Raw genomic sequence first — 25,046 nt, forward strand, 5'->3', positions numbered from 1 at the left:
TTATTCCCCGGCAGTGTCTCGTTGGGCAGCCAAGGCCAGATTGACCTTCGATGCGCTTGATCTGCCGATTTGATCACAAATCCAGCGTCCTGTCTCGGCAAGCTTTTCAAGATCAATCCCGGTTTTAATGCCAAGCCCGTTCAACATATAAACAACGTCTTCGGTCGCGACATTGCCGCTGGCGCCTTTGGCATAGGGGCAGCCGCCCAATCCGGCGACGGAACTGTCAATTGTTGCAACCCCCATCTGAAGAACCGCAAGCAAATTTGAAAGTGCCTGACCATAGGTATCGTGGAAGTGGGCGGCGAGTTTTTCGGTCGGGATATGTTTGGCAACGGCGGCAATCATTGCCTGTGCCCTGGCCGGTGTGCCCGTGCCAATCGTATCGCCCAGACTGATTTCATAGCAGCCCATGTCATAAAGCGCCTTGGCGACATCTGCGACCTTTTGCGGGGCGATGTCGCCTTCATAAGGGCAGCCCAAAACACACGATACATAACCACGTACGGCAAGGCCTGCTTTGCGGGCAGCGTCGGCCACCGGGGCAAAACGATCAAGGCTTTCAGCAATCGAACAGTTGATGTTTTTCTGCGAAAAGCTTTCCGAAGCCGCGCCAAAAACCGCAACTTCGGTTGCTCCAGATGCAATGGCGGCTTCAAGCCCCTTCATATTCGGGGCGAGAACCGGATAGCTGACACCGGCTTTGCGGGTGATCTGAGCCATAACCTCAGAAGCATCGGCCATTTGCGGGACCCATTTCGGGCTGACAAAGGCGGTGGCCTCGATCACCGACACACCGGCATCATTTAACCGATTGATCAGATCAACCTTGGTTGCAGTCGCAACCATCGTCTTTTCGTTCTGAAGGCCGTCACGCGGGCCGACTTCAACGATTTTAACGGCGGGTGGCAGATCGGAAAGCAATGCCATTATTTTGCTTCCTCAATCGCAATCAGTTCGGCACCATCATCAACCTGATCGCCAACGTCAAAGAAGACTTCCTTGATCGTACCGGTCACGGGGGCGGAAATGGTGTGTTCCATTTTCATGGCTTCCATCACGACAAGCTTGTCGCCCGCAGCAACCGATTGCCCGGCCTTGGCCATCACGGCGATGATTTTACCGGGCATCGGGGCGGTTAAGCCACCCCCGGCGCCTTCATTGCCACCGGCCGCGGCCAGTGGGTCAAAGATATCGAGACGATCTGCACGGCCATCGCGGAAAATCATCAGACGATTGCCATCGCGCAAGACTGTCGCGCGTTTGCGAACATTGTTCAAGCTGGCATGAATAGCACCATTTTGATCATGTTCGCCGTTGACGATGATAGTGCTACCATCGGGCATATCCAAGGCATAGCCGGTATCGCGGTAATGGACTTTGACCGCAATATCGTCGCCGTCGTGACGCAAGATCAGATCATGATGATTGTCATCATTCAGGCGGAAACCAGCCGTGCTGTTCCAGGGCGAATAAGGATCATTGCTTTGGGCGGCATGAAGGGCGGCTTCGGCATCGCGGGTCAGAAGGATATCAAGGGCGGCAAAGGCCAATGCTTCGTTATCGGGCGTAATCGGGGCCGGGATCAGATCGTTTTGATACATCGGGATGAAGCCGGTTTCGACTTCACCAGCTTCGAACGCCGGATGGCGGGCAATGTTGCCAAGAAATTCGGTATTGGTTGTCACCCCGACAATCTGAACATCATTTAAGGCAGACGCCATGCGGCGCAGGGCCGATTTGCGATCCACATCCCACGTGATCAGTTTGGCAATCATGGGATCATAATGGATCGAAACTTCACCGCCTTCATAAACGCCGGTATCAACGCGGACATGTTCGGTTTCACGCGGCATGCGCATATGAACCAGTTTACCGGTGGCGGGCAGGAAATCGTTCTGCGGATCTTCGGCATAGATGCGGACTTCAAACGAATGACCATTGATGGTCAACGCATCTTGTGATTTCGGCAGGGCTTCGCCATCCGCCACGCGCAACTGCCATTCGACCAAATCTTCGCCGGTGATTTTTTCGGTCACCGGATGTTCGACCTGAAGCCGGGTATTCATTTCCATGAAATAGAAACTGCCCGATGCATCAAGCAGGAATTCAACCGTGCCAGCCCCCTGATAGCCAATGGCCTTGGCAGCATCGACGGCTGCCTTGCCCATTTGGGAACGGAGTTCTTCGCTCATGCCTGGCGCCGGGGCTTCTTCAATGACTTTCTGATGGCGGCGCTGCAGGGAACAATCGCGTTCAAACAGATAAACCGCATTGCCGTGGCTGTCGGCAAATACTTGAATTTCAACATGGCGCGGTTTGACGATCAGCTTTTCAATCAGGCAATGGTCATCGCCAAAGCTGCTTTGTGCTTCGCGTTTACAGCTGATCAATGCGTCCTTGAAATCAGATGGCGTATCAACCGCCCGCATGCCTTTGCCGCCACCACCTGCCGATGCCTTGATCAAAACCGGATAGCCGATTTTGTCGGCTTCGGCGGCCAGAAGATTAGGGTCCTGATCCTCGCCGTGATAGCCCGGAACCAGCGGCACACCGGCCTTGCCCATGATCTTCTTGGCTTCGGATTTTGATCCCATTGCACGGATCGCACTTGCCGGTGGGCCGACAAAAACACAACCTGCCTTTTCCAAGGCATCGGCGAAACCGGCATTTTCCGACAGGAACCCATAGCCCGGATGCACTGCATCGGCGCCCGATTGCGCAATGACTTCAAGTAAACGATCAGTGCGCAAGTAGCTGTCTTTGGGGGCAGGACCACCAATATGATAGGCCTCATCGGCAAGTTTGACATGCAGGGCATTGGCGTCTGCATCAGAATAAACAGCAACGGTCTGGATGCCCATGCGGCGGGCGGTTTTGATCACGCGGCAGGCGATCTCACCGCGGTTGGCGATCAGAATTTTGCGCGGCATGTTATTTCTTGCTCCAGTTCGCAGGACGTTTTTCAAGGAATGCACCAACGCCTTCGCGGCCCTCATCGCTTGCGCGTTGATCGGCAATGCGACGGGCGGTGTCGTCAATCACGTCATCAGAAATCGGTTTGTTGGCAACGGCATAAATCAGGTTCTTGGCGGCATGCATGGCATCCGGGCCATTGGCCAGCAGGAGATGCGCCATTTCATCGCCCCGGGCAGTCAGTTCATCGCCAGAGACAACCTCATGCACCAGCCCGATATGCTGGGCGATTTTGGCATCAAAGCGTTCTGCACTCAGGAAATAACGCCTTGCCTGATTAACCCCGATGGCCTCGACCACATAAGGTGAAATTACCGCCGGGATCAGACCGAGTTTGACTTCCGAAAGGCAAAAGCTTGCTCGATCCGACGCAATTACGATATCGCAGCACGCGGCCAGACCAACCCCGCCACCAAAGGCGGCCCCGTTGACCAATGCAATGGTCGGTTTCGAGGTGAAGTTCAAAACCTTCATCAGTTTTGCAAGGGCGCGGGAATCGGCAAGGTTTTCGGCATGGCTGTAACCGGCCATGCGTTTCATCCAGTTAAGATCGGCACCAGCCGAAAAGCTTTTGCCTGCCCCGGTCAGAATGATCACGCGGACAGCAGGGTCAGCATCAAGTGTTTCGATCTTTGCGGTCAGATCAGCAATCAGCAGATCGTCAAACGCATTATGGATATCCGGGCGGTTCAGCGTGATGCGCGCAACGCCATTATCGGCAATTTCGCAGATGGCGGCATCAATAATGTTATCGGCGTTTACATTGGTCATGACAGCCTCACATTCTGAACACGCCAAACCGGGTATCATCGACCGGTTTGTTAAGTGCGGCTGACAGGCCAAGGCCAAGAACCATACGGGTATCTGCCGGATCAATCACCCCGTCATCCCAAAGGCGGGCAGATGCGTAATAGGGGTGACCTTGTTCCTCGTACTGGTCGCGGATCGGGGCCTTAAAGGCTTCCTGTTCTGACTCGGGCCATGTTTCACCGCGCTTCTCGGCGGCATCGGCGCGAATTTGGGTCAGAACATTTGCGGCCTGCTCACCACCCATGACCGAGATACGGGCGTTCGGCCACATCCACAGGAACCGGGGGCTATAAGCCCGGCCACACATGCCATAATTGCCTGCGCCAAACGATCCACCAATCAGGATGGTGAATTTCGGGACATTGGCGGTGGCAACGGCGGTAACAAGCTTTGCGCCATCCTTGGCAATGCCGCCACTTTCATATTTGCGGCCAATCATAAAGCCGGTGATGTTTTGCAAGAAGACAAGAGGGATGCCGCGCTGTGCACAGAGTTCGATGAAATGCGCACCTTTAAGGGCACTTTCAGAAAACAGAATGCCGTTATTGGCAATGATGCCGACCGGATAACCGAATATGCGGGCAAAGCCGGTGACAAGGGTTGTACCGTATTGTGCCTTGAACTCGTCGAACTCTGACCCATCGACAATGCGGGCAATGATTTCGCGCACGTCATAGGGTTTTTTGGTGTCACTTGGCACGACGCCATAAATCTCGCGCGGGTCATAGGCCGGTGCGCGGGGCGCGGTCAAGGTTACGCCGGGGTTCTTTGTCCAGTTCAGGTTTTTGACGATATCACGCGCAATCGAAAGCGCATGCGCGTCATCCTGTGCGTAATGATCCGTCACACCTGATGTCTTGCAATGCACATCCGCCCCGCCCAAGTCTTCGGCAGAAACGACTTCACCGGTGGCTGCTTTGACAAGCGGTGGGCCACCCAAAAAGATCGTGCCTTGATTGCGCACGATGATGCTTTCATCGGACATGGCCGGGACATAGGCACCACCAGCCGTGCAGGAGCCCATGACAACCGCGATCTGCGGGATGGCCTTGGACGACATGGTTGCCTGATTAAAGAAGATGCGCCCGAAATGATCACGATCCGGGAAAACGTCATCCTGACGGGGCAAGTTGGCACCGCCACTATCGACCAGATAAATGCAGGGCAGATTGTTTTCCAGCGCGATTTCCTGTGCGCGAAGATGCTTCTTAACCGTCATGGGGTAGTAGGAACCACCCTTAACGGTGGCATCATTGGCGACAATCACGCATTCAACACCCGATACGCGGCCGATGCCGGTAATGATGCCCGCAGCAGGAACATCTTCATCCCCATACATCCCATGTGCGGCAAGCTGGGAAAGTTCCAAAAACGGTGAGCCGACATCAAGAAGCTGGCGGATACGTTCACGCGGCAAGAGTTTTCCGCGGCCTGTATGTCGGTCACGGGCGCGTTCGCCGCCGCCCAGTTTGACCTTAGCAATCTGGTCACGCAGATCACGGACCTGCTTTTCCATATGTTCGGCATTGTTGCGGAAGTCTTCCGAGCGGGAATTCACCGCAGATTTCAGTACCGTCATCGTCCGTCTACACCGTTTTGTTGTGGGCAGTCGTGCCCGAATGAGTGGCGTTCTGGCTGTTGTTATGCGGTAAGTTTACGTAAGCGTCAATATTAAATCGGTATTTTAGTACCGGAATTGTCTATATACAATAATCAAGGGCGTTGGTCTAGGTTTCCTGCCGTTTTCAGCCCGCAAGGTCGAAAACAATTCATCGGTTAACCCGATCACATTGAGCGGTCATTCGGTGTTTGGATCGGTCAAATCGCGCCGGAGTTGGTCTGCTTTAAACCCTAGTCGCTTTGACTGCCGCCAAGCTCTTTGCGCAGCTTAATCCACTGCTCCAACTGGTCCAGGCGATCATTTCCGAAGAACGGTTCATCTTCATAGAAGAAGAATGGGGATCCGAATGCGCCCATTGCAATGGCTTCGTCGGTGATTTCGCGGGTGTGGTTTTTCCAGCGCGGGGTTTCGATGGCTGCGCGCATCTCGCTGGGGTTGATCGAATGGCGGGTTGCTGCGGCAAAGACGTTTTCCGGATTGGCCATATCCAGCCCGTCGGCGAAATATCCGCGATAGATATCCTTGGCGAATCTTCGGGCAAGGGCGGGGGAACGGGATTCAAGCCAGTAAAAGGCCCGGGTCGGGACAAGGGCCGAATAGGGGAAGTTTTCCGGGATTTTAAAAGGTGTCCGTTGAAATTTGGCACAACGTTCCATGTCGTGGCGGAAATATTTGCCGCGAATCGGTTGACCTAAAAGGGGGCTTTGTCCGGTTTGTTTGAAAGCAGCCCCGATCATGAACGGGCGCCAGATCACTGTTACACCGACGCGCGATTCGAATTCTTCCATGCGTTCGGCGGCAAGGTAACCATAGGGGGAAGAAAAATCGAAATAGAAGCTTACTTCGGACATGTTCCTACGCCTTACCTGTTTGGTTTGTTTTGGGCAATAGCAATCCCCCCACAGGTCTTGTGCCTGTGTAACTTGGAGCTGATTGTGCGGTATTAAGCTATTGCAAAGCAACCAAAAAACAATGTCTTACGGGATGGTGATGCCCGGGCGCACTTTTACTTCTTCCATGACGACATATGTATGAGTCTGGCTGACGCCCTGAACCGAAGAAAGGCGTTCAAGGAATTCGCGATAGGCATACATGTCTTCAACCCGGAGTTTGGCAAGGTAGTCAAAGCCACCGGCGACCATATGACATTCTTCGATTTCCGGAAGTTTGCGAATGGCGGCTGCAAAGACGTCAAAAACGTCCGGGGTTGTGCGGTCCAAAGTGATCTCGACGAAGACGACCAGTGACTGGTTAAGTTTGCGCGGATCAAGGGTCGCCATATAGCCGGTGATAAAGCCATGCTGTTCAAGGCGACGCACACGTTCAAGGCAGGGGGTCGGGCTTAGATTTACGCGACGCGAAAGCTCGACATTCGACATGCGACCGTCATTCTGAAGTTCGCGAAGGATCTGTTTGTCGATCTTATCGAGGCTTTTGTGGTTCTTCTGCATTTTAAACATCTAACCAGTGTTTGTGACTATTCAAAACCAATTTATTTAGACGATATATCGTAATTAATCGAAAAATGGCAGCACATTTTTTCTATGTCATAATATTGTCTGTCGTCATAGAGGTGCCATCAGGCCCTGAAATAAAGAGATACTGATCTCTTTTCTCAGGATCAGTGAAAGTCGAGATGCAGGGAGAAACCGTACAAAATGTTCCGCACTGAATTGCCCCAACCAAACGCCATCCGCCAACAGATCCGCGATGCCTATCGCGCAGACGAAGAATCTGCTGTCGAGCGCCTTATCGAAAAAGCACGTTTGTCGCCGGAGCAAACTGCACGTGTTCAGGACCGCGCTTATCAGCTGGTGTCGCGTGTCCGTCAGGCAGACAACGGCAAAAGCGGTATTGATGCGCTCCTGCATGAATATGAACTGTCGAGTAAGGAAGGCGTGATCTTGATGTGTCTGGCCGAAGCCCTGCTTCGGGTTCCAGATGCAGTCACTGCTGACAAGCTTATTCAGGACAAGTTGTTTGATGCCAATTGGCAAAGCCACCTTGGCCATTCTGACAGTTTCTTTGTCAATGCGTCGACTTGGGGTTTGATGTTGACCGGGCAGGTCATCAAGTTTGGTAAGGCCGAAAAAGCCGATCCGGGGCGGTTGCTTAAGCGCATGATTGCGCGTTCCGGGGAACCGGTTATCCGCAAGGCATTCAATCAGGCAATGCGGATTATGGGCCGTCAGTTCGTGATGGGCCGTAATATTGACGAGGCATCGGAACGGGCCAAGGCAAACGAAGAAAAAGGCTATCGCTATTCCTATGACATGCTCGGTGAAGCTGCCCGCACGATGGATGATGCTGATCGCTATTACAAAGCATATGAAAAGGCGATCCACGATATCGGCCGGGTTGCCAATGGCCGTGGTCCTATCGACAGTCCGGGTATTTCGGTAAAGCTTTCGGCCATTCATCCGCGCTATGATTTTGCCAATTATGAGCGCGTTGTGACCGAACTTACCCCGCGTCTTAAGAAGCTTGCTCTTCTGGCAAAGCAATATGACATCGGTTTTACCGTTGATGCCGAAGAAGCCAACCGTCTTGACCTGTCGCTTGATGTTATCGGTGATGTGTTTGCCGATCCTGATCTTGATGGTTGGGAAGGCTATGGCTTGGCGGTTCAGGCCTATCAGAAGCGGGCTTATTACGTTCTTGAATGGCTGGCTGATTTGTCGGTCAGGGTTGGGCGTAAGATGATGGTGCGCCTTGTAAAGGGTGCGTACTGGGATACCGAAGTTAAGTTCAGCCAAGAAAACGGCTTTGACGGGTATCCGTGCTTTACCCGTAAGGCATCAACCGATGTTTCCTATCTGGCCTGTGCCAAATTGATGCTGTCGCGCCGCGATGCGTTCTATTGCCAGTTCGCCAGCCACAATGCCCATAGCGTTGCTTCCATCCTTGAGATGGCGGGCAATGATCGGACTTTTGAATTCCAGCGTCTGCATGGCATGGGCGAAGCGCTTTATGAGCAGATCGTTGATAAAGCGGGCGAAAACATTCCATGCCGCGTTTATGCGCCGGTTGGATCGCATGAAGACCTTTTGGCGTATCTGGTACGCCGTCTTTTGGAAAATGGTGCAAACACCAGTTTCGTGAACCGTATTCAGGACGAACAGCTTCCGATCGAAGAAATGATCGCTGATCCGGTTGATAAGGTTGCTGCCCTGCCGCGCAAAGGCCATCCGAAGATTCCGGCACCGATTGATCTTTATGGTGCAGGGCGGGTCAATTCACGCGGGATTGATCTGACTGATACCAACAAGCTTTTGCCGCTCAATGCCAAGCTTGCTGAAATTCAGAATAAAACATGGAACGCCGCACCGCTGATTGACGGGAAACTGGTTTCGGGCACGGCGGTTGACGTGATGAACCCGGCCAAGCTGACGGAAAAAGTCGGTGATCTGGTTCAGGCAACCGAAAAAGACGTCGATGCCGCGATTGTCGCTGCGGTCAAAGGATATGACGTCTGGAACAAAACACCGGGTGCAGATCGCGCAGTGGCATTGCGTCGTTTGGGTGATCTTCTTGAAGATCATATGGACGAATTTATTGCGATCTGTCAGCGCGAAGCAGGCAAGCTGTATTCCGATGGCGTCGCCGAAGTACGCGAAGCGGTTGATTTCTGCCGTTACTATGCAAACCGTGCCGAGGAAACCTTCCGTGACGGCAGCCCGCTTGAAGGCCGTGGGGTGATTGTTTGTATCAGCCCGTGGAACTTCCCGCTTGCGATCTTCCTTGGTCAGGTCACAGCCGCCCTTGCAGCAGGAAATGCTGTCATTGCCAAGCCGGCAGAGCAGACTTCACTGGTTGCAGCCCGTGCCGCAGAATTGATCCTGAAAGCAGGGGTTCCGGGTTCGGCATTCCAACTTGTCCCGGGGCCGGGACGTGTGATCGGCAATCAGTTGATCAATGATCCGCGCATTGCCGGTGTGGCCTTTACCGGGTCGACCGAAACAGCACAGCTGATCAATCAGGCACTGGCAAAACGCCCCGGTGTTCCGTTGCCGCTGATTGCCGAAACCGGTGGTCAGAATGCGATGATTGTGGACTCGACCGCCCTGCCGGAACAGGTCGTTCAGGACGCGATCATTTCGGGCTTCCAGTCTGCCGGGCAGCGCTGTTCGGCACTGCGCGTTCTGTTTGTGCAAGAAGACATTGCCGATAAGCTTTGCCATATGCTGGTCGGGGCGATGAAGGAGCTTCGGGTTGGTGATCCGAAATTCCTTGATATCGATGTCGGGCCGGTGATTGACGAAAAATCACGTAAAACCCTTGAAGCCCATGCCAAGCGCATGACCAAGGAAGCCAAGCTTCTGCATGCATGCGATGTGTTGCCGGAATGCAAAGACGGGACATTCTTTGCCCCGCATTGCTTTGAAATTCCATCGATTGATGTTCTTGAACGCGAAGTGTTTGGTCCGGTTGTTCATGTGGTCCGCTATAAAGCTCGTGATCTTGGCAAGGTTCTTGATCAGATCAATGCATCTGGCTATGGCCTGACCATGGGTATTCATTCGCGTATCGATAGTACGGTACGTGAAATTTCCCAGAAACTGCGCGTTGGGAATTGTTATGTGAACCGTAACATGATCGGTGCGGTTGTCGGTGTTCAGCCATTTGGCGGGCAGGGCAAGTCCGGTACTGGGCCGAAGGCCGGTGGACCGCACTATGTCGAACGTTTTGCCAAGCCGGTTGCGACCTCGGCAACGCTTCAAAATGAAACGGGCTTTGATGATCGCGCACCGATCATTGTCAAAGACGTTCTGGCCGCATCCGAATATGGGGCAATGCTTTTGGCGCAGGAAGAATGGCAGGCGGTGAATGGTAATGACCGTGTGCAGATTCTTGAAAAATTTGCCGCAAAGCTCAATGCATCCTCAAACGATGCACTGATTTCCGGCGCACACCATGTCGCGGATTTTGCCGCCCTGTCGGAGAACGGGTTTGTTGCCCCAAAACGGATGCCGGGGCCGACGGGCGAGACCAATGACCTTTATTGTCTTGGGCGTGGTGTTTATCTTGTACAGGCAGACAAGGATGTCGATGCGGCACGGGTGATCCGTCATCTGGGGGCGGCATTGGCTGCAGGCAATGCCGTGATCCTTGCCGGCGATCAGAAATGGCTGGCGAAGCTTTCTGCCGTTGTTGATCAGGTAGGGCTTCCAGACAAACTGGTAAAGGTCGTCAGTGCTACAACCGGTCTTGGTGCGATGTATGACGGTGCGATTGCCGGTGTTTCCTGTGTCGCACCGCTTGATCGGGTGACGGCGTTCAAGCAATTGTTAGCCAAACGCGACGGTGCGATCTTGTCGCTGATTTCTGATAGCGGTGTTGACGATGATGGTGCGCTTCCGGATGAAGCGTTCCTGCATCGTTTCGCAACGGAAAAAACCATTACGATCAATACGACGGCTGCGGGTGGCAATGCGTCACTGATGTCGATGGATGAAGAGTGATCCAAAGCGATCTGAAAGGGTCGGCTTTGAGCCAAGATGAGCCTGCCGGATAGAAATATCCGTAGCTTGGACCGGGAAGAAATTCCCGGTCCTTTTTCTTTCATGCATTTTTCTTTATGTAAGTTATTGTGCAATAAATTGAGGTTGGCCCCAAACTGGGCTTTTTTTGGTCAAAATTGCCTGCGATACATACAAGTATCGGAACAGATCGATCCCTGCCGCGTTGCATGTGCTGCATCAAGTGAATGGACTAAATACGGATCGGTCCAAAAATAGTGAACCATGCCAAAAGGCATGCAAAGGAGAACTGGAATGATCAAGGTTAACCAAGGTTGGCGCCGTGTTTTGAAGACGGTTTCAGTCTGTGCAGTTCTGGCCACACCGCTTGCGGCTTGTGGGCCACTGCAGATGCCGCTGGAAGACCGTGCTGGCAACGACCAGTGGCTTGATACCCAGATCAAGTCAGGGATCCTTGGCGAGTTCACCAAAGTTGATCATACCTATCTGATGGATGTGAATGTCGACATCTGGAAGCAGGAAGTGATGGTCACCGGACTTGTCGATTCCAAAGGCAAATATTACGACGTCATTTCACTGATCAAACAGGATAACCGTATCAAGACGGTTCATGATCATCTTGTCGTTGCCGATGAAGAAATGATCGAAGCCTATCATCGGGCCGAAGACGAATATGGCAAGAATGCTGTTCCAACGGATTCGGCGACCCAGTCGGTCTCCGATAGCTGGATTGAAAGTCAGATTAAGGCATTGTTATTGGCTGAAAAAGGTGTGAGCTCGGTCAACTACCGTTGGCAGTCAGTTCAGAACATCGTCTATATCATGGGCGACGCTCAAAGCGATGTTGAGCTTGAAAAGGTGCTTTCGATTGTTCGACGGATCAAAGGTGTCTCGCGCGTTGTTAGTCATGTGAAGGTGGTCTGATCTCCTTCTGATTAAACGATTTTTTGGAAATTCCCTGCAAACGCGCCAGTTTGTGGGGAATTTTTTTGTCTAAATTTTCTAAAAGTGTTTGAAAGTTATTCGCATTTGCCGTAGAGCTTTCCAACCGTGATTAATAACTGATTGCAATTGCACCATGTATGTCTGCATCTGTAATGCCCTTAAGGAAAAAGACGTAAGACGCGCCGCCGAGCAGGGTGGGGCGACACGTCCGGCGGACGTATTCCGCTTTCATGGCTGTGCTCCGCAATGCGGAAAATGCGCCTGCCATATGCGTGCAGAACTGATTCAGGCGAAAACCTGCGGCAATTGCGATTGCGATGATGCAGCAGCCGTTACCGCAAATTACGAGCCAATTGCCGCAGAATAAAAGGCATCTCGGTGCAGCAAACGTGGCGATGAACATGAAAAAGGCGAAGCCGTTTGGGCCTCGCCTTTTGTTTTGTTCGCGTCATGCGCCTTCTCAGGCTGCGTGCTTGACCAAACCAAATCGTTCTTCGGCAAGACGATCGGCAACAAAGCCGGTTGAAAGGTTTTGCTGTTTGGCGCGATCAAATATCTCGCGCACAGTTCCTGCAATGCCTTCGATATGTTTGTTGGTGTCGGCAACCGGTTTGCCTTCGCGGCAATAATGGACCTCTATGACACCACCGGCATTGATCACGTAATCGGGGGCATACAGAACATCGGCTTCACGCAGCATGTTGCCATGACGGTCATGTTCAAGCTGATTATTGGCTGCCCCGGCAATGATCCCGGCACGTAAGGTTTCAATGCTGCGGTCATTGATGACACCGCCCAATGCGCACGGGGCAAGAATGTCGGCATCGACAGCAAGAATGTCATCAACTGAAACTGCTGTGGCGTTGAACTCGTTCACAGCTGCAGCCACACTGTTGTTGTTCAGATCCGCAACAATCAGTTTTGCCCCGGCGTTATGGAGCATCGCACACAGGTGATAGCCGACATGGCCAAGCCCCTGCACAGCAACGCGCAAGTCCCTTAGGTCTTCGGTGCCATGTTTAAAGCGCACAGCTTCCTTCAGGCCGATGAAAACGCCATAGGCGGTAAAGGGCGATGGATCGCCCGTGCGGGCGGGATCTGATCCGTCATTGATGCCACCGACATGCTTGGTCTGGCTTGCGATCTGTTCCATGTCGGCCGGGCTGGTGCCGACATCTTCTGCGACGATGTAGCGCCCGCCAACCTGCTCGACAGCACGGCCCATCGCGCGAAACAGGTCGGGCGTTTTCTGGCTGCGCGGATCGCCAATGATCACGGATTTGCCACCACCAAGCGGAAGATTGGCAAGGGCAGATTTATACGTCATGCCGCGCGACAGGCGCAGCACATCATGAATGGCTTCCTGTTCACTGGCATAGGGCCACATGCGACATCCACCCAATGATGGGCCAAGATGGGTGTTATGGACGGCGATGATGGTTTTCAGGCCAGTGGCATCGTCACTGGCAAACACGACCTGTTCATGGCCATCAAATGCGGTATCGGAAAAGACGTTCATCCTTTGCAGCCTCCTGGCAGCATCATTGTTCTGGTGCAGGTTGACGCCTGCTTATCCTTGTATGTTTGATGCATTGGGCGGCGGATCAATTTTAAATTTACCCGAACGCGAAAAAAGAACGTTTCGGTTGGGGGCGGTGTGCTGCGTGGAATTTTATGATCATTGTTGATTCGTTTTGAAATATTGTTGCGCGACCTGTGCGGTGCAGCATGGTGGCCTTGGCGCGATTTCGTAAAATAAGTGTCCCGAGTTGATTCTTTTTGTCGGCTTGATGCGAACGCCCAAACAGCATCACGACCAATTTAGGAGGCAAAAAGGGGCGATTTATTTTTCATCTGCCTCAGATGCGTGAATTTCGTGCTGATTGGCGCTGCCGGTGGTGTTCTGAGTGATGCAGCTATGAAAAAAAGACACTTGAAACCGGACCGATTAATCTAGAAATACAAATTAGCCGGATGATTTACGGCTCGTTAAGGCACGAAACGTAGACTCGCGGTTGGGTATCTTGTGGTTGAGATTCCCGGATCAGGACACGACGGCGTCTGGGCGGCGCCGCCGGACAAAAAAAGTAAGGAGATCGGCGGAAATGTCTGCATTCACAGACCATCGCCAGACCGTTTTCGAAGTTGAACTGCACAACCAGGCCGTTCGCGAATGCGTCAAGGAAAACCGTTCCCACGACATCTTTGACGATCGCTGGGCCGATGTGCAGACCCATGAAGTCGCTGCGAGTGACGAGCTGAAGGCTCTTGCCATGATCGAAAATAGCTATCCGTCAGAAGACGGGTTCGTTGTCGATCACGTCAAACGCCTTGGCTAAGGGGACAAGAATTCTGGTCATTGATCACATCAAAGACCAAAACGAAATGGGCGGGATGATTCCCGCCCATTTCGTTTTTAAGCCATGAAAATGGATTTCTGTTGGCGGGTTAGGCCAAGGCGCGGTCGACAAAGTCCAGTCGATCCTGCCCCCAGAACATTTCACTGCCGACAAAATATGTCGGCACACCAAAGATGTTCTGATCGCGGGCGGATTGACAATTATCATCATAAATTTTGGCGGTTCCCGGAAGATCTGCATCTTCAAGATACTCGGTGGAAAGCCCGCTTGATGCCAAGGCCTCGCGAATGATCTTGGGATCGGTGACATCGCGTTCACGCAACCAGATATCGCCCATCAATGTTTCGGTCAGTTTCGTGACGTCCTGACCATCTTCCTGAACCGCAATAATGGTCCGTGCGGCAAGCGTTTCATCAATGGGGAAATATTTGGGCTGAAGATTGATCGGGATGCCGAGATGTTCAGACCAGCGTTTAAGTTCAACCAGTCGATAATCCTGACGGGGTTTAGGCCGCTTTGCCAAAGGCACGCCGCCGCCATGTTCCCATACATCGCCTGCCCGGCAGGGTTTGTGGATGATGTCCACACCATGTTTTTTGGCGATTTCCACAGCCCGGCGAAAGCCAAAGAACGACCACGGGGACTGCACAAAGAAGTAATGAATAATGAGGGCCGACATGAAGGTCTCCTGTTTCGCAGACGTGTTTTTATCGTCGCGCTACAGTGCCCAAGCAGATCGATTGCGTCAAATGGCAGATTACATGATTTAGACGAAAACCACATCATAACGTCGTGATCACAGACGGGGTGTGGAATGGTGTTTGGTGCGCTTGGACGACTGGGATGGATCAGTAATCCAGCCACCAGCCATATTCATCAAGTCCACCCAGAAGCGCACCATCAAAGCCAAGCTTCATGATGCCACCCAAATAGCTGCCTTCGCTGCCATAGATGATGCTTTGCCATGAACGCGACCAGTAATGGACATGGTGTTCCTGTCCCCAGCGGGCGAGAATATTGCCTTCACTGATAAAATCGGGCGATCCGGGACGCCAGCCACTTTTCCAGTAAAAACGATAGGTCTCGGCCGTTGCGATATTGATATAGGCCAGAATGGTTCTTGGTGTTCCGGTCTTTTTGTAGCGCAACCGTTTCATATCATCATAGGTCAGCGGGATGGTGCCGCGATGGAACGGGTCAATGATCAGGGTATCGTAATTGGTTGCAATCAGCGCATTCAGATAGGCATCTTTGGTGCCATAAGGTGAGCTGTCGAGAACCATCGCAAAGTTCTTGGATTGACGGATATTGTCGATCACATACGGATTGGAGCCAATCGGTGTATTTGGCACCTTGGCAAGCGATGAGAGCTGCATGCCCGGTGGTGGTGCGGCATAATACAGGGCGTCCAGACCTGAAATCTGCTGTCGGGCTTTTTGCATGTCGTCGAGCTTGTTGGTGTAATCAACAACAAGATATTGCAGGCCTTCAAGCTTAAGCCGTTCAAGGTATCCCAGAATATATTTGGTTTCCTCGCCCTCGGTGGCTTCACCGTATTTGTGGTTGAATCCATAAAACGGTGCTTCGGTCATGATCCCGTCAAGGGCACGCAGATAGTTGCGGGCCGGTTCTGCCGTGCCGCGTGCGGCAAACAGGGTGGTTTCAAGATATTCGGTCAATTCAAGCCCGTTCATGGCAATGATCGAAAAATCACTGCGATAGCTTTTTGCCCAACGGCTGATGGCGATGACGTATTCGCGCATTTCTTCGGTGAAATTGACTTTGGGTTTTCCGGTGTTGATCCCTTGACCCGGTGCGTCGCTTAGACTGTTGGGCGACGGGGTAAAGGGTTCAAGTTGCTGGGCATGCACACGTAATGGGCTGGCTGCCAGCATGGCACCTCCAAGTCCAAGGATGCTGCTTTCAAGGAAACGACGGCGTGACAGGCGGTTTTCTAATATCTGCCCAGATGATGCTTTGCGTACATCTTTGCCGTTATGTGCCTTTATCTGGCGTTCCTTGCCCATGGTTTTACCCGTAACTGGTTGCAGATGGCGGCTTTAAGATGCCGCCGAAACTTTGCTGTGCTGTCCTAGAAGATCGGTAACAGTCGCGCCAATCGCAAGTGATGCGGTTAACCCCGGTGATTCAATACCATAGAGCATTACAAGACCATTAAGGCCGTGCAGTTTTTCATCGGCGATCATGAAGTCGTGCGCAGGCTCGTTCGGGGATTGAATTTTGGGACGCACACCGGCGTAGCCGGTCTGAAGGGCGTCTTCATTCAGGTCTGGGTAATATTTGCGAATGGCACTGGCGAATGCCGCACGGCGTTCTTCAGGGACATCGTAATTTGGTTCATTAACCCATGTGACGTCCGGGCCAAATCGCGCCTGTCCACCCATATCAAGGGTCAAGTGAATGCCAAGACCAGCCTGTTCCGGCGCAGGATAAATCAGGGTCGAAAACGGTGCCTTGCCTGACAGGGTGAAATAACAGCCGCGCGCATAATGTTGTGCGGGCACGGTGTTTTGGGGAAGGCCAACGAAGTTCCGGCCAAGAGTTTGGCTATGCAGCCCGCCGGCAACAATCAGCTCAGCACAGGTCAAACTCATTTCTTCGCCGTCGGCGTCGTGGGTGTTCACGGTATAAAGGCCATTCTCTTGGCTTACCGATTTGACTGTGGTATTTAGGGCCAGTGTCGCGCCATGATTTTCAGCCTCTCCCAACAGGGTCACCATCAATTGATGGGAATCGACAATGCCGGTTGATGGGCTTTCAAATGCGCCGACACAGAGAAGGGCGGGTTCACGTTCCTGTGCCTCGGCCTGACTAAGCCAGACCAAATCAGTCACGCCATTTTCGTGTGCCTTGGCTTTGATGGCATGTAAGGCATCAATTTGATCTTGTGCGGTGGCGACAATCAGTTTGCCGGTGCGTTTATGGTCAATGCCGTTTTCTGCGCAGTAGCGATACAGCATTTCCCGGCCGGAAACGCACAGTTCGGCTTTCAAGCTACCTTTTGGGTAGTAGATCCCTGCATGAATGACTTCGCTGTTACGGGCACTTGTTTCCGTGCCAATGGCGTCATGTTGTTCAATGATCAGGACTTCACGGCCCGAACGGGCAAGCGAACGGGCACAGGCAAGTCCGACGACGCCTGCACCGATGACGATGGTTTGAATATCTGCAGTCATGTTCAATTATTTCTTGTTGGGGCGATAAGATTAGGTTTCGGATTTGACGGTTAGATCAGTTAGCCTGGCGGAAATAGACAGCCTGTCCCTGATTGTCTTTCCCGTCACCCGTAACAACAGACGGCGCTTCGCTGGTGTAGTGACCCCGGGCAAAGCTGCTATCGTTACAATAGACATACCAACTGCCAAACGGCAGGGTTCCACTTTGATATGCACCACCTTCATGACGCCAGATACCTTCGCAATGGCGTTGGGCATCATCAAGGATCATGGTGCCTTCACCAGAAGGCTGATCAAAGCGAAGTGCACCGGTGCCACGCACGCTTTGCCAATTGGTGACAATGGAAATGCCATCGGTCGGGGGCGGGGTTGTTTCACCTTCCGGCTGCATGGTGTCCATATTGTTCATTGGTGCGGCGATCTCGGCGGTGGCGGCAGTGTTTTCTGGCAGTTCAAGGTTGAGCTGACCAAACAAACTTGCCGCAAATTCCTGTGCATCAATCATGGTGATGTTGTTTTGTGGCGAAACAGAACCAGATTGTGCTTGCAGTTGTGTCGGTGTGCAATAATAGCCAAGAATACGGCTACCGCGCTGGATTTGAGTTCGCGGGTCCCATTGCCCGACAAAGGTCACGCATTGTGATCCATCGCGGACAAACGGTGACAGGGCGACGGGGCCATAGCGGGTGTCCTGGACAAAATTCTGCCCGTTGATGCTGGTGCGATCCTTTAGAGAATCGAACATTGCCAGCAATTTTTCCGGTGCCATGGCCGTGCTGAATCGGAAACCGGGTGCGGATGTCGTGTAAACGGTCTCAAGATAAAGATCGCTGGCCGAGCTTGTTGGTTCCTTTTCGGTGCGTGGTGCAAACCAGCGGCCGACAAATACGGTGCTGTTATCGCGGTACTGACGCAAAAAGGTGTTTTGTCCCTGAACGCGTGAATTAAATGTCACCGGGCTCTGGTCGTTGGGAATTTGTTCAAACCCGCCTGCTTGCTGTGCAAATGCAGTCTGGGTCGTCGAAACCAGAAGGCTGGCAAATATGCCGCCGATCAAAGCCGCCCGATACTTCACGTTGCGTCCTTTCAGTTTGTTTTCATGCACATTTTTGTGTTGCGCTACCCTTATCTTTACCTTTGTGCACATAGATTAGCTAGTGGTCAGTCATAAGACTTCTGTCAGATGGGTTTCTTTTGCCTTGATTTTTAGCGTCAAAGTGGCTCATTGGGGAGATTGGTCATGGGGACACGATGAATAAGCCTGAATAACGGAGCAAACAGTCATGACGGTGCAAGAGACCAGCGCGGGCGGGGAAAGCGCAGGCCAGCAAACCGCGACGGACAAACAACCGCCGTCCAACCGCGCCCATGTGATCGTTATTGGTAATGAAAAAGGCGGGTCGGGCAAGTCGACCACGGCGATGCATCTGATCGTTTCCCTGATGAAGATGGGGTTCAAGGTCGGGTCGCTTGATATTGATGCGCGGCAGGGGACTTTGACGCGCTATGTCGAAAACCGCACGGCCTTTAATGACAGAAAAGGTCTGCATCTTCCGCTTCCGGATCACCGCCCGATCTATCGCAGCGAATTGCCGGATGCCAATGAAGCCAAGATCGATGAGCGCAATCGCTTTACGACCGCCCTTGGTGAAATGGTTCTGTCTTGCAAGTTTGTTGTGATGGATTGTCCGGGCAGCGATAATTATCTTTCGCGTTTGGCGCATGCCTGTGCCGATACCCTGATTACCCCGATCAATGACAGTTTCATTGATCTTGATATGCTTGCCCGGATTGATCCCGATACCCTTGATATCAAAGGGCCAAGCATCTATGCCGAAATGGTGTGGGATGCGCGCAAGCGTCGTGCAGGTATTGATGGCGGTACGATTGACTGGATCGTCATGCGGAACCGGCTTTCACATCTGGATGCGCGCAACAAACGTGACATCGCCGAAATTGTCGAAAAACTGGGCAGTCGCATCCGGTTCCGTTCGGCGCCGGGCTTTGGGGAACGTGTGATTTATCGTGAATTGTTCCTCAAGGGGCTGACTTTGCTTGATCTGCGTGAAAAAGGGGTGGGTATCCCGATGAGCATGTCTCATATGGCAGCCCGTCAGGAAGTTCGATCCCTGCTTGAAGTGATCGGGTTCAAACCAGCCGAAGGGGAAGAGTTGCCGATCTGACCGTTCCCGGCCTATATCTTAAAGGGCACATAGCTGTGTCTTCTCGGAACGTTTAGCAGGCAGGTTATCCTTGGCACGCAAAGATATCATTTCCGAAACATCCAACCGGCAGGAAGTCGATGACTTCCTGAGCCGGGCACGTGGATTGTCTGTGTCTGCCCCGGCATCCGGTCCGTCACAAGGGCGGTTGATCTTTGCCATGGATGCAACGGCCAGCCGTCAGCCAAGCTGGGATCGGGCTGCTGAAATTCAGGCGGAAATGTTTGATGCAGTGGATGGCGTTGGGGCCCTTGATATCCAGCTTGTTTTCTTTCGCGGGCTATCGGAATGCAAGGCAAGTGGCTGGTGTCGGAATGCAAAGTCATTACGTAACTACATTTCAAAGGTCAGTTGCCACGCGGGTCATACCCAAATCGAACGGGTCTTGGCCCATGTCGAACGAGAATCGGCCAATGGCAAAGTCGATGCGCTGATTTATGTTGGCGACTGTATCGAAGAAAATCCCGACCATCTGGCCCCGATCGCCGGCAAACTTGCCCTTAAGGGGGTAAAGGCATTTATGTTTCAGGAGGGATATGATCGGGATGCCAGTTTTGCCTTTGGCGAAATAGCCCGGATCACCGATGGTGCCTTTATGCAGTTTGATGCAAGTTCGGCCAAAAAGCTTCGCGATCTTTTGGGCGCGGTGGCAAGTTATGCCGTTGGCGGGCAGAATGGTCTTTCCGACTATCAGAAAAAGACAGGGTCAGACGACGTTCTGAAACTTGGCCATCAATTGCGGAAAAAATCCTGATGTCCTGGGTATTGATCGGGATTGCACTTTTTGTCGGTGTCGGCTTTTTCATTCGCTGGATGACAGAAGCCGAGCCTAAAGATGTCCGCAAAATTGGTCTGTTCGTCATCATCATCCTGTTGATCTTATTGGCAGGGTGGCTTCTCCTGACCGGTAAAATTGCCGCAATGACCGCGGCATTGGCCGCTGCTTTACCTTTTTTTGTGCGGATGATGAAGCTTGGCTTTTTATGGCCACTTTTTCGCAGGATATTCGCTGCGTCACGTCGAACGGCCCGACCGGGAAGTTTTGGCAGTCGTAGCGCAGGAGCAGGCAATACGTCTGAAATCAAAACAGAAATTCTGCACATGTTGCTTGATCTGGAAACCGGGCAAATGCGCGGTGGTGTGGTGAACGGACACTATGCCGGAGCAGATCTTGACAGCTTGGGGCTTGACGACCTGCAGTTGCTTTATGTTGAATGCTGCAACGCAACCGATCAAAGCCAAGCGGTTCTGGAAGCCTATTTTGAACGCCGTCCTGATTGTGGCGGATGGAAAAATTGGCAACAGGCGGACAACGGTGCAGGTGGTGCAGGGAACGGCCGCGACGATGATACGAGAAGTCATAACAAAGGGAATGCCAACGCTGCGGATATGAATGTCGATGAGGCCCGTCAAATTCTGGGTGTGGATGCAAATGCAAGCCGTGCAGACATCAATCGGGCCTATAAAACTCAGATCAAGGCGGTTCACCCTGATCACGGTGGATCGGACTATCTGGCGGCAAAAATCAATGCGGCACGAAGCCTTTTGTTACGGCGATGTAAAGATTAGCGTGAATTATGCACGCGCTTGCTTGATCCGTGTTCTGGAATTGTGGCAGAAGCATACTTGCGGGCAATTCTGAAGCAGATGAGCGTGCGGCGGTTGAAAAGGGAAGATTTGAATGTCTAGAAGAATCAAGAAGGCAGTATTTCCGGTTGCAGGGATGGGAACCCGTTTCTTGCCCGCCACCAAGGCAATGCCGAAAGAGATGCTGCCGGTCGTCGACAAGCCCCTTATTCAATATGCAGTTGAAGAAGCCATTGCAGCAGGCATCGAAGAATTCATCTTTGTGACGGGCCGCGGCAAAAGTGCGATTGAAGATCACTTTGACCGGTCTGCTGAACTTGAAGCCATCCTGAAAGAGCGCGGGAAAGAAGACGCGCTGGCCAAAGCACTTGAAATGATCCCGGAACATGGTCGGGTGACCTATACCCGTCAAGGTAACCCACTGGGCCTTGGGCACGCAGTGCTATGTGCAAAATCACTGGTCGGGGATGAGCCATTTGTCGTTTTGTTGGCAGATGACCTTATCCAGTCTGATGTCCCTTGCATGAAGCAGATGGTCGACAGCTATGGCCGCACGGGCGGTAACATGGTTGCTGTGATGGATGTGCCACGCGAAGAAGTTCACCGCTACGGTGTTCTTGAAATCGAAGGCAGGAATGGTCGGTTGGTGAGCGCATGTGGCATGGTTGAAAAACCAAAACCGGAAGAAGCACCATCAACCCTTTCGGCCATTGGACGTTACATCCTTGATCCGGGTATCTTTGAGGTGCTTGAAAATATTCCGCGCGGTGCCGGCAACGAAATCCAGCTTACTGATGCCTTGGCGGCCATGATCGGGAAGGTGCCGTTCTATGGATATAATTTCGAAGGTCGTCGTTTTGATTGCGGCAATAAAATCGGCTTCTTGAAAGCCACAATGGCATTTGCTTTGGCCCGTGAAGATATGCGTGATGATGTGCGTCAGCTCATTCATGAATTTGCCAAGGGCGAAGCCGCAGAATAATCATTTAATTTCAATTATAACCGACCGGAACGGTCATGTGACCGTTCCGGTCGGTAATTACTTACTAGGGTAAAACATCCATGCGCGTAGCAATGATCGGGACCGGATATGTTGGGCTTGTATCTGGTGCCTGTTTCTCCGAGTTCGGCACAGATGTCATTTGTGTCGACAAGGATGTGGAAAAAATCGCACGTCTTGAAGAAGGCATCATGCCAATCTACGAGCCGGGTCTGGATGTTCTTGTTGAGAATAATGTCAAGGCAGGCCGCCTGACCTTTACCACCGACCTTAAAGTAGGGGTCAAGGATGCGGATGCGGTCTTTATCGCTGTTGGCACGCCAACCCGTCGTGGTGATGGTCATGCTGATCTAAGTTACGTTTATGCCGCAGCCGAAGAAATCGCCGAGGCGATGGATGGCTTTACCGTCATCGTGACCAAATCTACAGTTCCAGTTGGTACAGGCCGTGAAGTTGAGCGCATTATTCGCGAAAAGCGGCCGGATGCGGAGTTTGCGGTTGTATCGAACCCGGAATTCCTGCGCGAAGGATCGGCAATTGGCGATTTCATGCGCCCTGACCGCGTGGTGATCGGCACCAGTGATGAGCGTGCGCGCGACGTAATGTCGGATTTGTATCGCCCGCTTTACCTGATCGAAACGCCGATTGTTTTCACCTCGCGCGAAACTTCGGAAATGATCAAATATGCAGCCAATACTTTCCTGGCGGCGAAGATCACGTTCATCAACGAAATTGCTGATCTGTGTGAAAAGGTCGGCGCTGACGTCCATGACGTTGCCCGCGGTATTGGTCTTGATGGCCGTATTGGCAAAAAGTTCCTGCATCCGGGACCGGGTTATGGCGGGTCGTGCTTCCCGAAAGATACCCTGGCACTGGTACGCACCGCTCAGGAACATGGCAGCCCGCTTCGCATTATTGAAACTGTGGTTGATGTGAATGCCAAGCGTAAAAAAGCCATGGCGGATCGCGTTATTACCGCCTGTGGTGGGTCGGTTGCAGGTAAGACGATTGGTGTTCTCGGGTTGGCATTCAAACCCAACACCGATGATATGCGCGATGCGCCAAGCCTTGATATCTTGCCGATGCTGATCGCAGCGGGTGCGATGGTCAAGGCATATGACCCTGAAGCCATGGAAGAAGCCAAGAAGCTTCTTGAAGGTATTGAATATTGCGACAACGCCTATCAGACGATTGACGGTGCGGATGCAATGGTCGTTCTGACCGAATGGAACGAGTTCCGCGGCATGGATCTTGAGCGCATCAAAGATGCATTAAACCACCCGATCGTCGTTGATCTGCGTAACGTCTATGACCCGACCGAGATGGCTGAAAACGGTTTCAGCTATTCCTGTGTCGGTCGTGCATCTATCGGAGGCTAATCCAAGTTATGACGAATTCTGCCGGACACAATTTTGATCGCTCTGTACTACGTGAATATGACGTGCGCGGTGTTGTCGGGGATACCTTGCATGCGGCTGATGCCAACGCATTGGGTAAGGCCTTTGGCACCATGGTGCGCCGATCCGGTGGAAAACGTGTGGCCTTGGGACGCGATGGACGGCTGAGTTCGCCGGAGCTGGCTTCGGCATTGGCAGACGGTATTTTGTCAACCGGCTGTGATGTCGTGCTGATTGGTCGTGGCCCGACGCCGATGCTGTATTTCACGGTTTATGATCAGAAAACCGACGCGGGTATTATGGTAACCGGTTCGCATAATCCGTCGAATTATAACGGGTTTAAAATGGTCAATGCGGGCAAATCAGTGTTTGGCGATGCAATCCAGGAATTGGGCAAGATTGCCGCTGCCGGTGATTTTGAAACCGGGCAGGGCACTGCAACGCATCTTGATATCGAAGATCGCTTTGTCGCACGTCTGGTGGAAGAACTTGATTGTGACGTTCCTGATCCGATGACAATTGTCTGGGATTGCGGCAACGGGGCTGCTGGTGATGTGGTGCGTAAACTCACCGCAAAGCTTCCGGGCAAACATCACTTGCTGTTTGACGAAATTGACGGTTTGTTCCCGAACCATCATCCCGACCCGACGGTAGAAGCCAATCTGGTTGACCTGAAGGCCGCTGTTGCCAAACATAATGCCGATTGGGGCGTTGCGTTTGACGGTGATGGTGACCGTATTGGTGTGATCGATGGCAAGGGCAATGTTCTTTGGGGCGATCAGTTGCTTCAAATCTTTGCTGCGGATGTTTTGCAGCGGCAGCCAGGTGCTGCGATCATTGCCGATGTGAAGGCAAGCCAGACCCTGTTTGATGAAGTCACCCGTCTTGGCGGCAATGCCATCATGTGGAAAACCGGCCACTCGCTGATCAAAACCAAAATGATCGAGGCAAAAGCACCTATTGCCGGTGAGATGAGCGGCCATATCTTCTTTGCTGAACGGTATTACGGTTATGACGATGCGACCTATGCTGCGGTCCGTCTCTATCGCATTCTGGTGCAAAGTGGCATCAGCCTTGCACAGTGGCGCGAAGCAATGCCCGTTGCAGTCAATACGCCGGAAACCCGCATTGATTGCCCTGATGATCGTAAATTCGCACTGATCGAAGAAGTGCGTGCGCGTCTTGATGATGCAGGGGCAGAGGTTAGCGGCATTGATGGTGTGCGTGTCAGTACCGATGATGGTTGGTGGTTGCTGCGTGCATCAAACACCCAACCCGCCATTGTGGCACGCTGCGAAGCAGGCGATGACGCAGGACTTGCCCGTCTTAAAGTTCAAGTTACCGATCAACTTGTGAAAAGCGGACTGTCGTCAGATGATTTCTTTGCGTTGGGTGGCGGGCACTAAGCCTCACCAAACTTATTCGTTTGAGACAAAATTAAAGGCCGTCAG

The 25,046-nt window shown here is 52.5% G+C and carries 20 protein-coding genes and 1 pseudogene; 10 read left to right on the forward strand and 11 right to left on the reverse strand.

Going from position 1 to position 25,046, the window contains the following annotated elements:
- The 6 genes from RIC05_RS14980 to RIC05_RS15005 all read right to left on the reverse strand — a co-directional run bounded on the left by RIC05_RS14980 (position 1) and on the right by RIC05_RS15005 (position 6,858).
- Entirely contained in the window at positions 1 to 930 is a 930-nt protein-coding gene (locus RIC05_RS14980) for a hydroxymethylglutaryl-CoA lyase (RefSeq protein WP_350045499.1), read from the reverse strand.
- Entirely contained in the window at positions 930 to 2,933 is a 2,004-nt protein-coding gene (locus RIC05_RS14985) for an acetyl/propionyl/methylcrotonyl-CoA carboxylase subunit alpha (RefSeq protein WP_350045500.1), read from the reverse strand. Before RIC05_RS14985 ends, RIC05_RS14980 begins: the two co-directional genes overlap by 1 nt.
- A gap of 1 nt (position 2,934) precedes the next feature.
- Positions 2,935 to 3,747: an enoyl-CoA hydratase/isomerase family protein gene (locus RIC05_RS14990; protein ID WP_350045501.1), complete on the reverse strand. Its 813-nt coding sequence runs from the start codon at positions 3,745 to 3,747 to the stop codon at positions 2,935 to 2,937.
- Positions 3,748 to 3,754: 7 nt separating this feature from the next.
- Positions 3,755 to 5,365, reverse strand: coding sequence for a carboxyl transferase domain-containing protein (locus tag RIC05_RS14995; protein WP_350045502.1), 1,611 nt, complete (start codon positions 5,363 to 5,365; stop codon positions 3,755 to 3,757).
- Positions 5,366 to 5,637: 272 nt separating this feature from the next.
- Entirely contained in the window at positions 5,638 to 6,258 is a 621-nt protein-coding gene (locus tag RIC05_RS15000; protein WP_350042239.1) for a 2-hydroxychromene-2-carboxylate isomerase, read from the reverse strand.
- Positions 6,259 to 6,384: 126 nt separating this feature from the next.
- Positions 6,385 to 6,858 carry an Lrp/AsnC ligand binding domain-containing protein gene (locus RIC05_RS15005; RefSeq protein WP_350042240.1) on the reverse strand — a complete coding sequence of 158 codons (474 nt, stop codon included), beginning with the start codon at positions 6,856 to 6,858 and terminating at the stop codon, positions 6,385 to 6,387.
- A gap of 207 nt (positions 6,859 to 7,065) precedes the next feature.
- Between RIC05_RS15005 and putA the strand changes: the two genes are divergently transcribed.
- The 3 genes and pseudogenes from putA to RIC05_RS15020 all read left to right on the forward strand — a co-directional run.
- Positions 7,066 to 10,869 (forward strand): bifunctional proline dehydrogenase/L-glutamate gamma-semialdehyde dehydrogenase PutA, encoded by a 3,804-nt coding sequence (putA, locus tag RIC05_RS15010; protein WP_350045503.1) that lies wholly within the window; start codon positions 7,066 to 7,068, stop codon positions 10,867 to 10,869.
- 312 nt (positions 10,870 to 11,181) lie between these two features.
- The gene (locus tag RIC05_RS15015) at positions 11,182 to 11,811 is read left to right on the forward strand and encodes a BON domain-containing protein (RefSeq protein ID WP_350042242.1); all 630 of its coding nucleotides are present in this window, start codon (positions 11,182 to 11,184) and stop codon (positions 11,809 to 11,811) included.
- A 154-nt stretch (positions 11,812 to 11,965) separates the two neighbouring features.
- A pseudogene (locus RIC05_RS15020) lies at positions 11,966 to 12,094 on the forward strand ((2Fe-2S)-binding protein); the annotation flags it as partial.
- 198 nt (positions 12,095 to 12,292) lie between these two features.
- Here RIC05_RS15020 and RIC05_RS15025 read toward each other — a convergent pair.
- A complete protein-coding gene (locus tag RIC05_RS15025) occupies positions 12,293 to 13,351 on the reverse strand; it encodes a Glu/Leu/Phe/Val dehydrogenase dimerization domain-containing protein (RefSeq protein WP_350045504.1) in 1,059 nt (352 codons plus the stop codon).
- A gap of 586 nt (positions 13,352 to 13,937) precedes the next feature.
- On the opposite strand from RIC05_RS15025, the gene RIC05_RS15030 reads away from it, so the two are divergent.
- On the forward strand, positions 13,938 to 14,171 hold the full coding sequence (locus RIC05_RS15030) for a hypothetical protein (protein WP_350042244.1): 234 nt from the start codon (positions 13,938 to 13,940) through the stop codon (positions 14,169 to 14,171).
- 109 nt (positions 14,172 to 14,280) lie between these two features.
- On the opposite strand, the gene RIC05_RS15035 is transcribed toward RIC05_RS15030, so the two are convergent.
- The 4 genes from RIC05_RS15035 to RIC05_RS15050 all read right to left on the reverse strand — a co-directional run bounded on the left by RIC05_RS15035 (position 14,281) and on the right by RIC05_RS15050 (position 18,464).
- On the reverse strand, positions 14,281 to 14,871 hold the full coding sequence (locus RIC05_RS15035) for a 2-hydroxychromene-2-carboxylate isomerase (protein WP_350045505.1): 591 nt from the start codon (positions 14,869 to 14,871) through the stop codon (positions 14,281 to 14,283).
- A 169-nt stretch (positions 14,872 to 15,040) separates the two neighbouring features.
- Positions 15,041 to 16,219, reverse strand: a complete 1,179-nt coding sequence (locus RIC05_RS15040) for a hypothetical protein (protein ID WP_350045506.1) — start codon at positions 16,217 to 16,219, stop codon at positions 15,041 to 15,043.
- A gap of 33 nt (positions 16,220 to 16,252) precedes the next feature.
- Positions 16,253 to 17,389 carry an NAD(P)/FAD-dependent oxidoreductase gene (locus RIC05_RS15045; RefSeq protein WP_350045507.1) on the reverse strand — a complete coding sequence of 379 codons (1,137 nt, stop codon included), beginning with the start codon at positions 17,387 to 17,389 and terminating at the stop codon, positions 16,253 to 16,255.
- Between the two features lie 55 nt (positions 17,390 to 17,444).
- Positions 17,445 to 18,464 carry a hypothetical protein gene (locus RIC05_RS15050; RefSeq protein WP_350045508.1) on the reverse strand — a complete coding sequence of 340 codons (1,020 nt, stop codon included), beginning with the start codon at positions 18,462 to 18,464 and terminating at the stop codon, positions 17,445 to 17,447.
- A 208-nt stretch (positions 18,465 to 18,672) separates the two neighbouring features.
- On the opposite strand from RIC05_RS15050, the gene RIC05_RS15055 reads away from it, so the two are divergent.
- The 6 genes from RIC05_RS15055 (at position 18,673) to pgmG (ending at position 25,001) form a co-directional block, all read left to right on the forward strand.
- Positions 18,673 to 19,572: a division plane positioning ATPase MipZ gene (locus RIC05_RS15055; RefSeq protein WP_350043246.1), complete on the forward strand. Its 900-nt coding sequence runs from the start codon at positions 18,673 to 18,675 to the stop codon at positions 19,570 to 19,572.
- 70 nt (positions 19,573 to 19,642) lie between these two features.
- Positions 19,643 to 20,365 (forward strand): VWA domain-containing protein, encoded by a 723-nt coding sequence (locus RIC05_RS15060; protein WP_350045509.1) that lies wholly within the window; start codon positions 19,643 to 19,645, stop codon positions 20,363 to 20,365.
- The gene (locus RIC05_RS15065; protein WP_350045510.1) at positions 20,365 to 21,180 is read left to right on the forward strand and encodes a J domain-containing protein; all 816 of its coding nucleotides are present in this window, start codon (positions 20,365 to 20,367) and stop codon (positions 21,178 to 21,180) included. The genes RIC05_RS15060 and RIC05_RS15065 overlap by 1 nt, the downstream gene beginning before the upstream one ends.
- Positions 21,181 to 21,292: 112 nt before the next feature.
- The gene (gene galU / locus RIC05_RS15070) at positions 21,293 to 22,180 is read left to right on the forward strand and encodes a UTP--glucose-1-phosphate uridylyltransferase GalU (protein ID WP_350043249.1); all 888 of its coding nucleotides are present in this window, start codon (positions 21,293 to 21,295) and stop codon (positions 22,178 to 22,180) included.
- An 80-nt stretch (positions 22,181 to 22,260) separates the two neighbouring features.
- Positions 22,261 to 23,577 (forward strand): UDP-glucose dehydrogenase family protein, encoded by a 1,317-nt coding sequence (locus tag RIC05_RS15075; RefSeq protein ID WP_350045511.1) that lies wholly within the window; start codon positions 22,261 to 22,263, stop codon positions 23,575 to 23,577.
- A gap of 8 nt (positions 23,578 to 23,585) precedes the next feature.
- Positions 23,586 to 25,001, forward strand: a complete 1,416-nt coding sequence (pgmG, locus tag RIC05_RS15080) for a phosphoglucomutase/phosphomannomutase PgmG (RefSeq protein WP_350045512.1) — start codon at positions 23,586 to 23,588, stop codon at positions 24,999 to 25,001.
- Positions 25,002 to 25,046 lie beyond the last annotated feature (45 nt).

The organism is Thalassospira sp. (assembly GCF_040218635.1).
Classification (GTDB): domain Bacteria; phylum Pseudomonadota; class Alphaproteobacteria; order Rhodospirillales; family Thalassospiraceae; genus Thalassospira.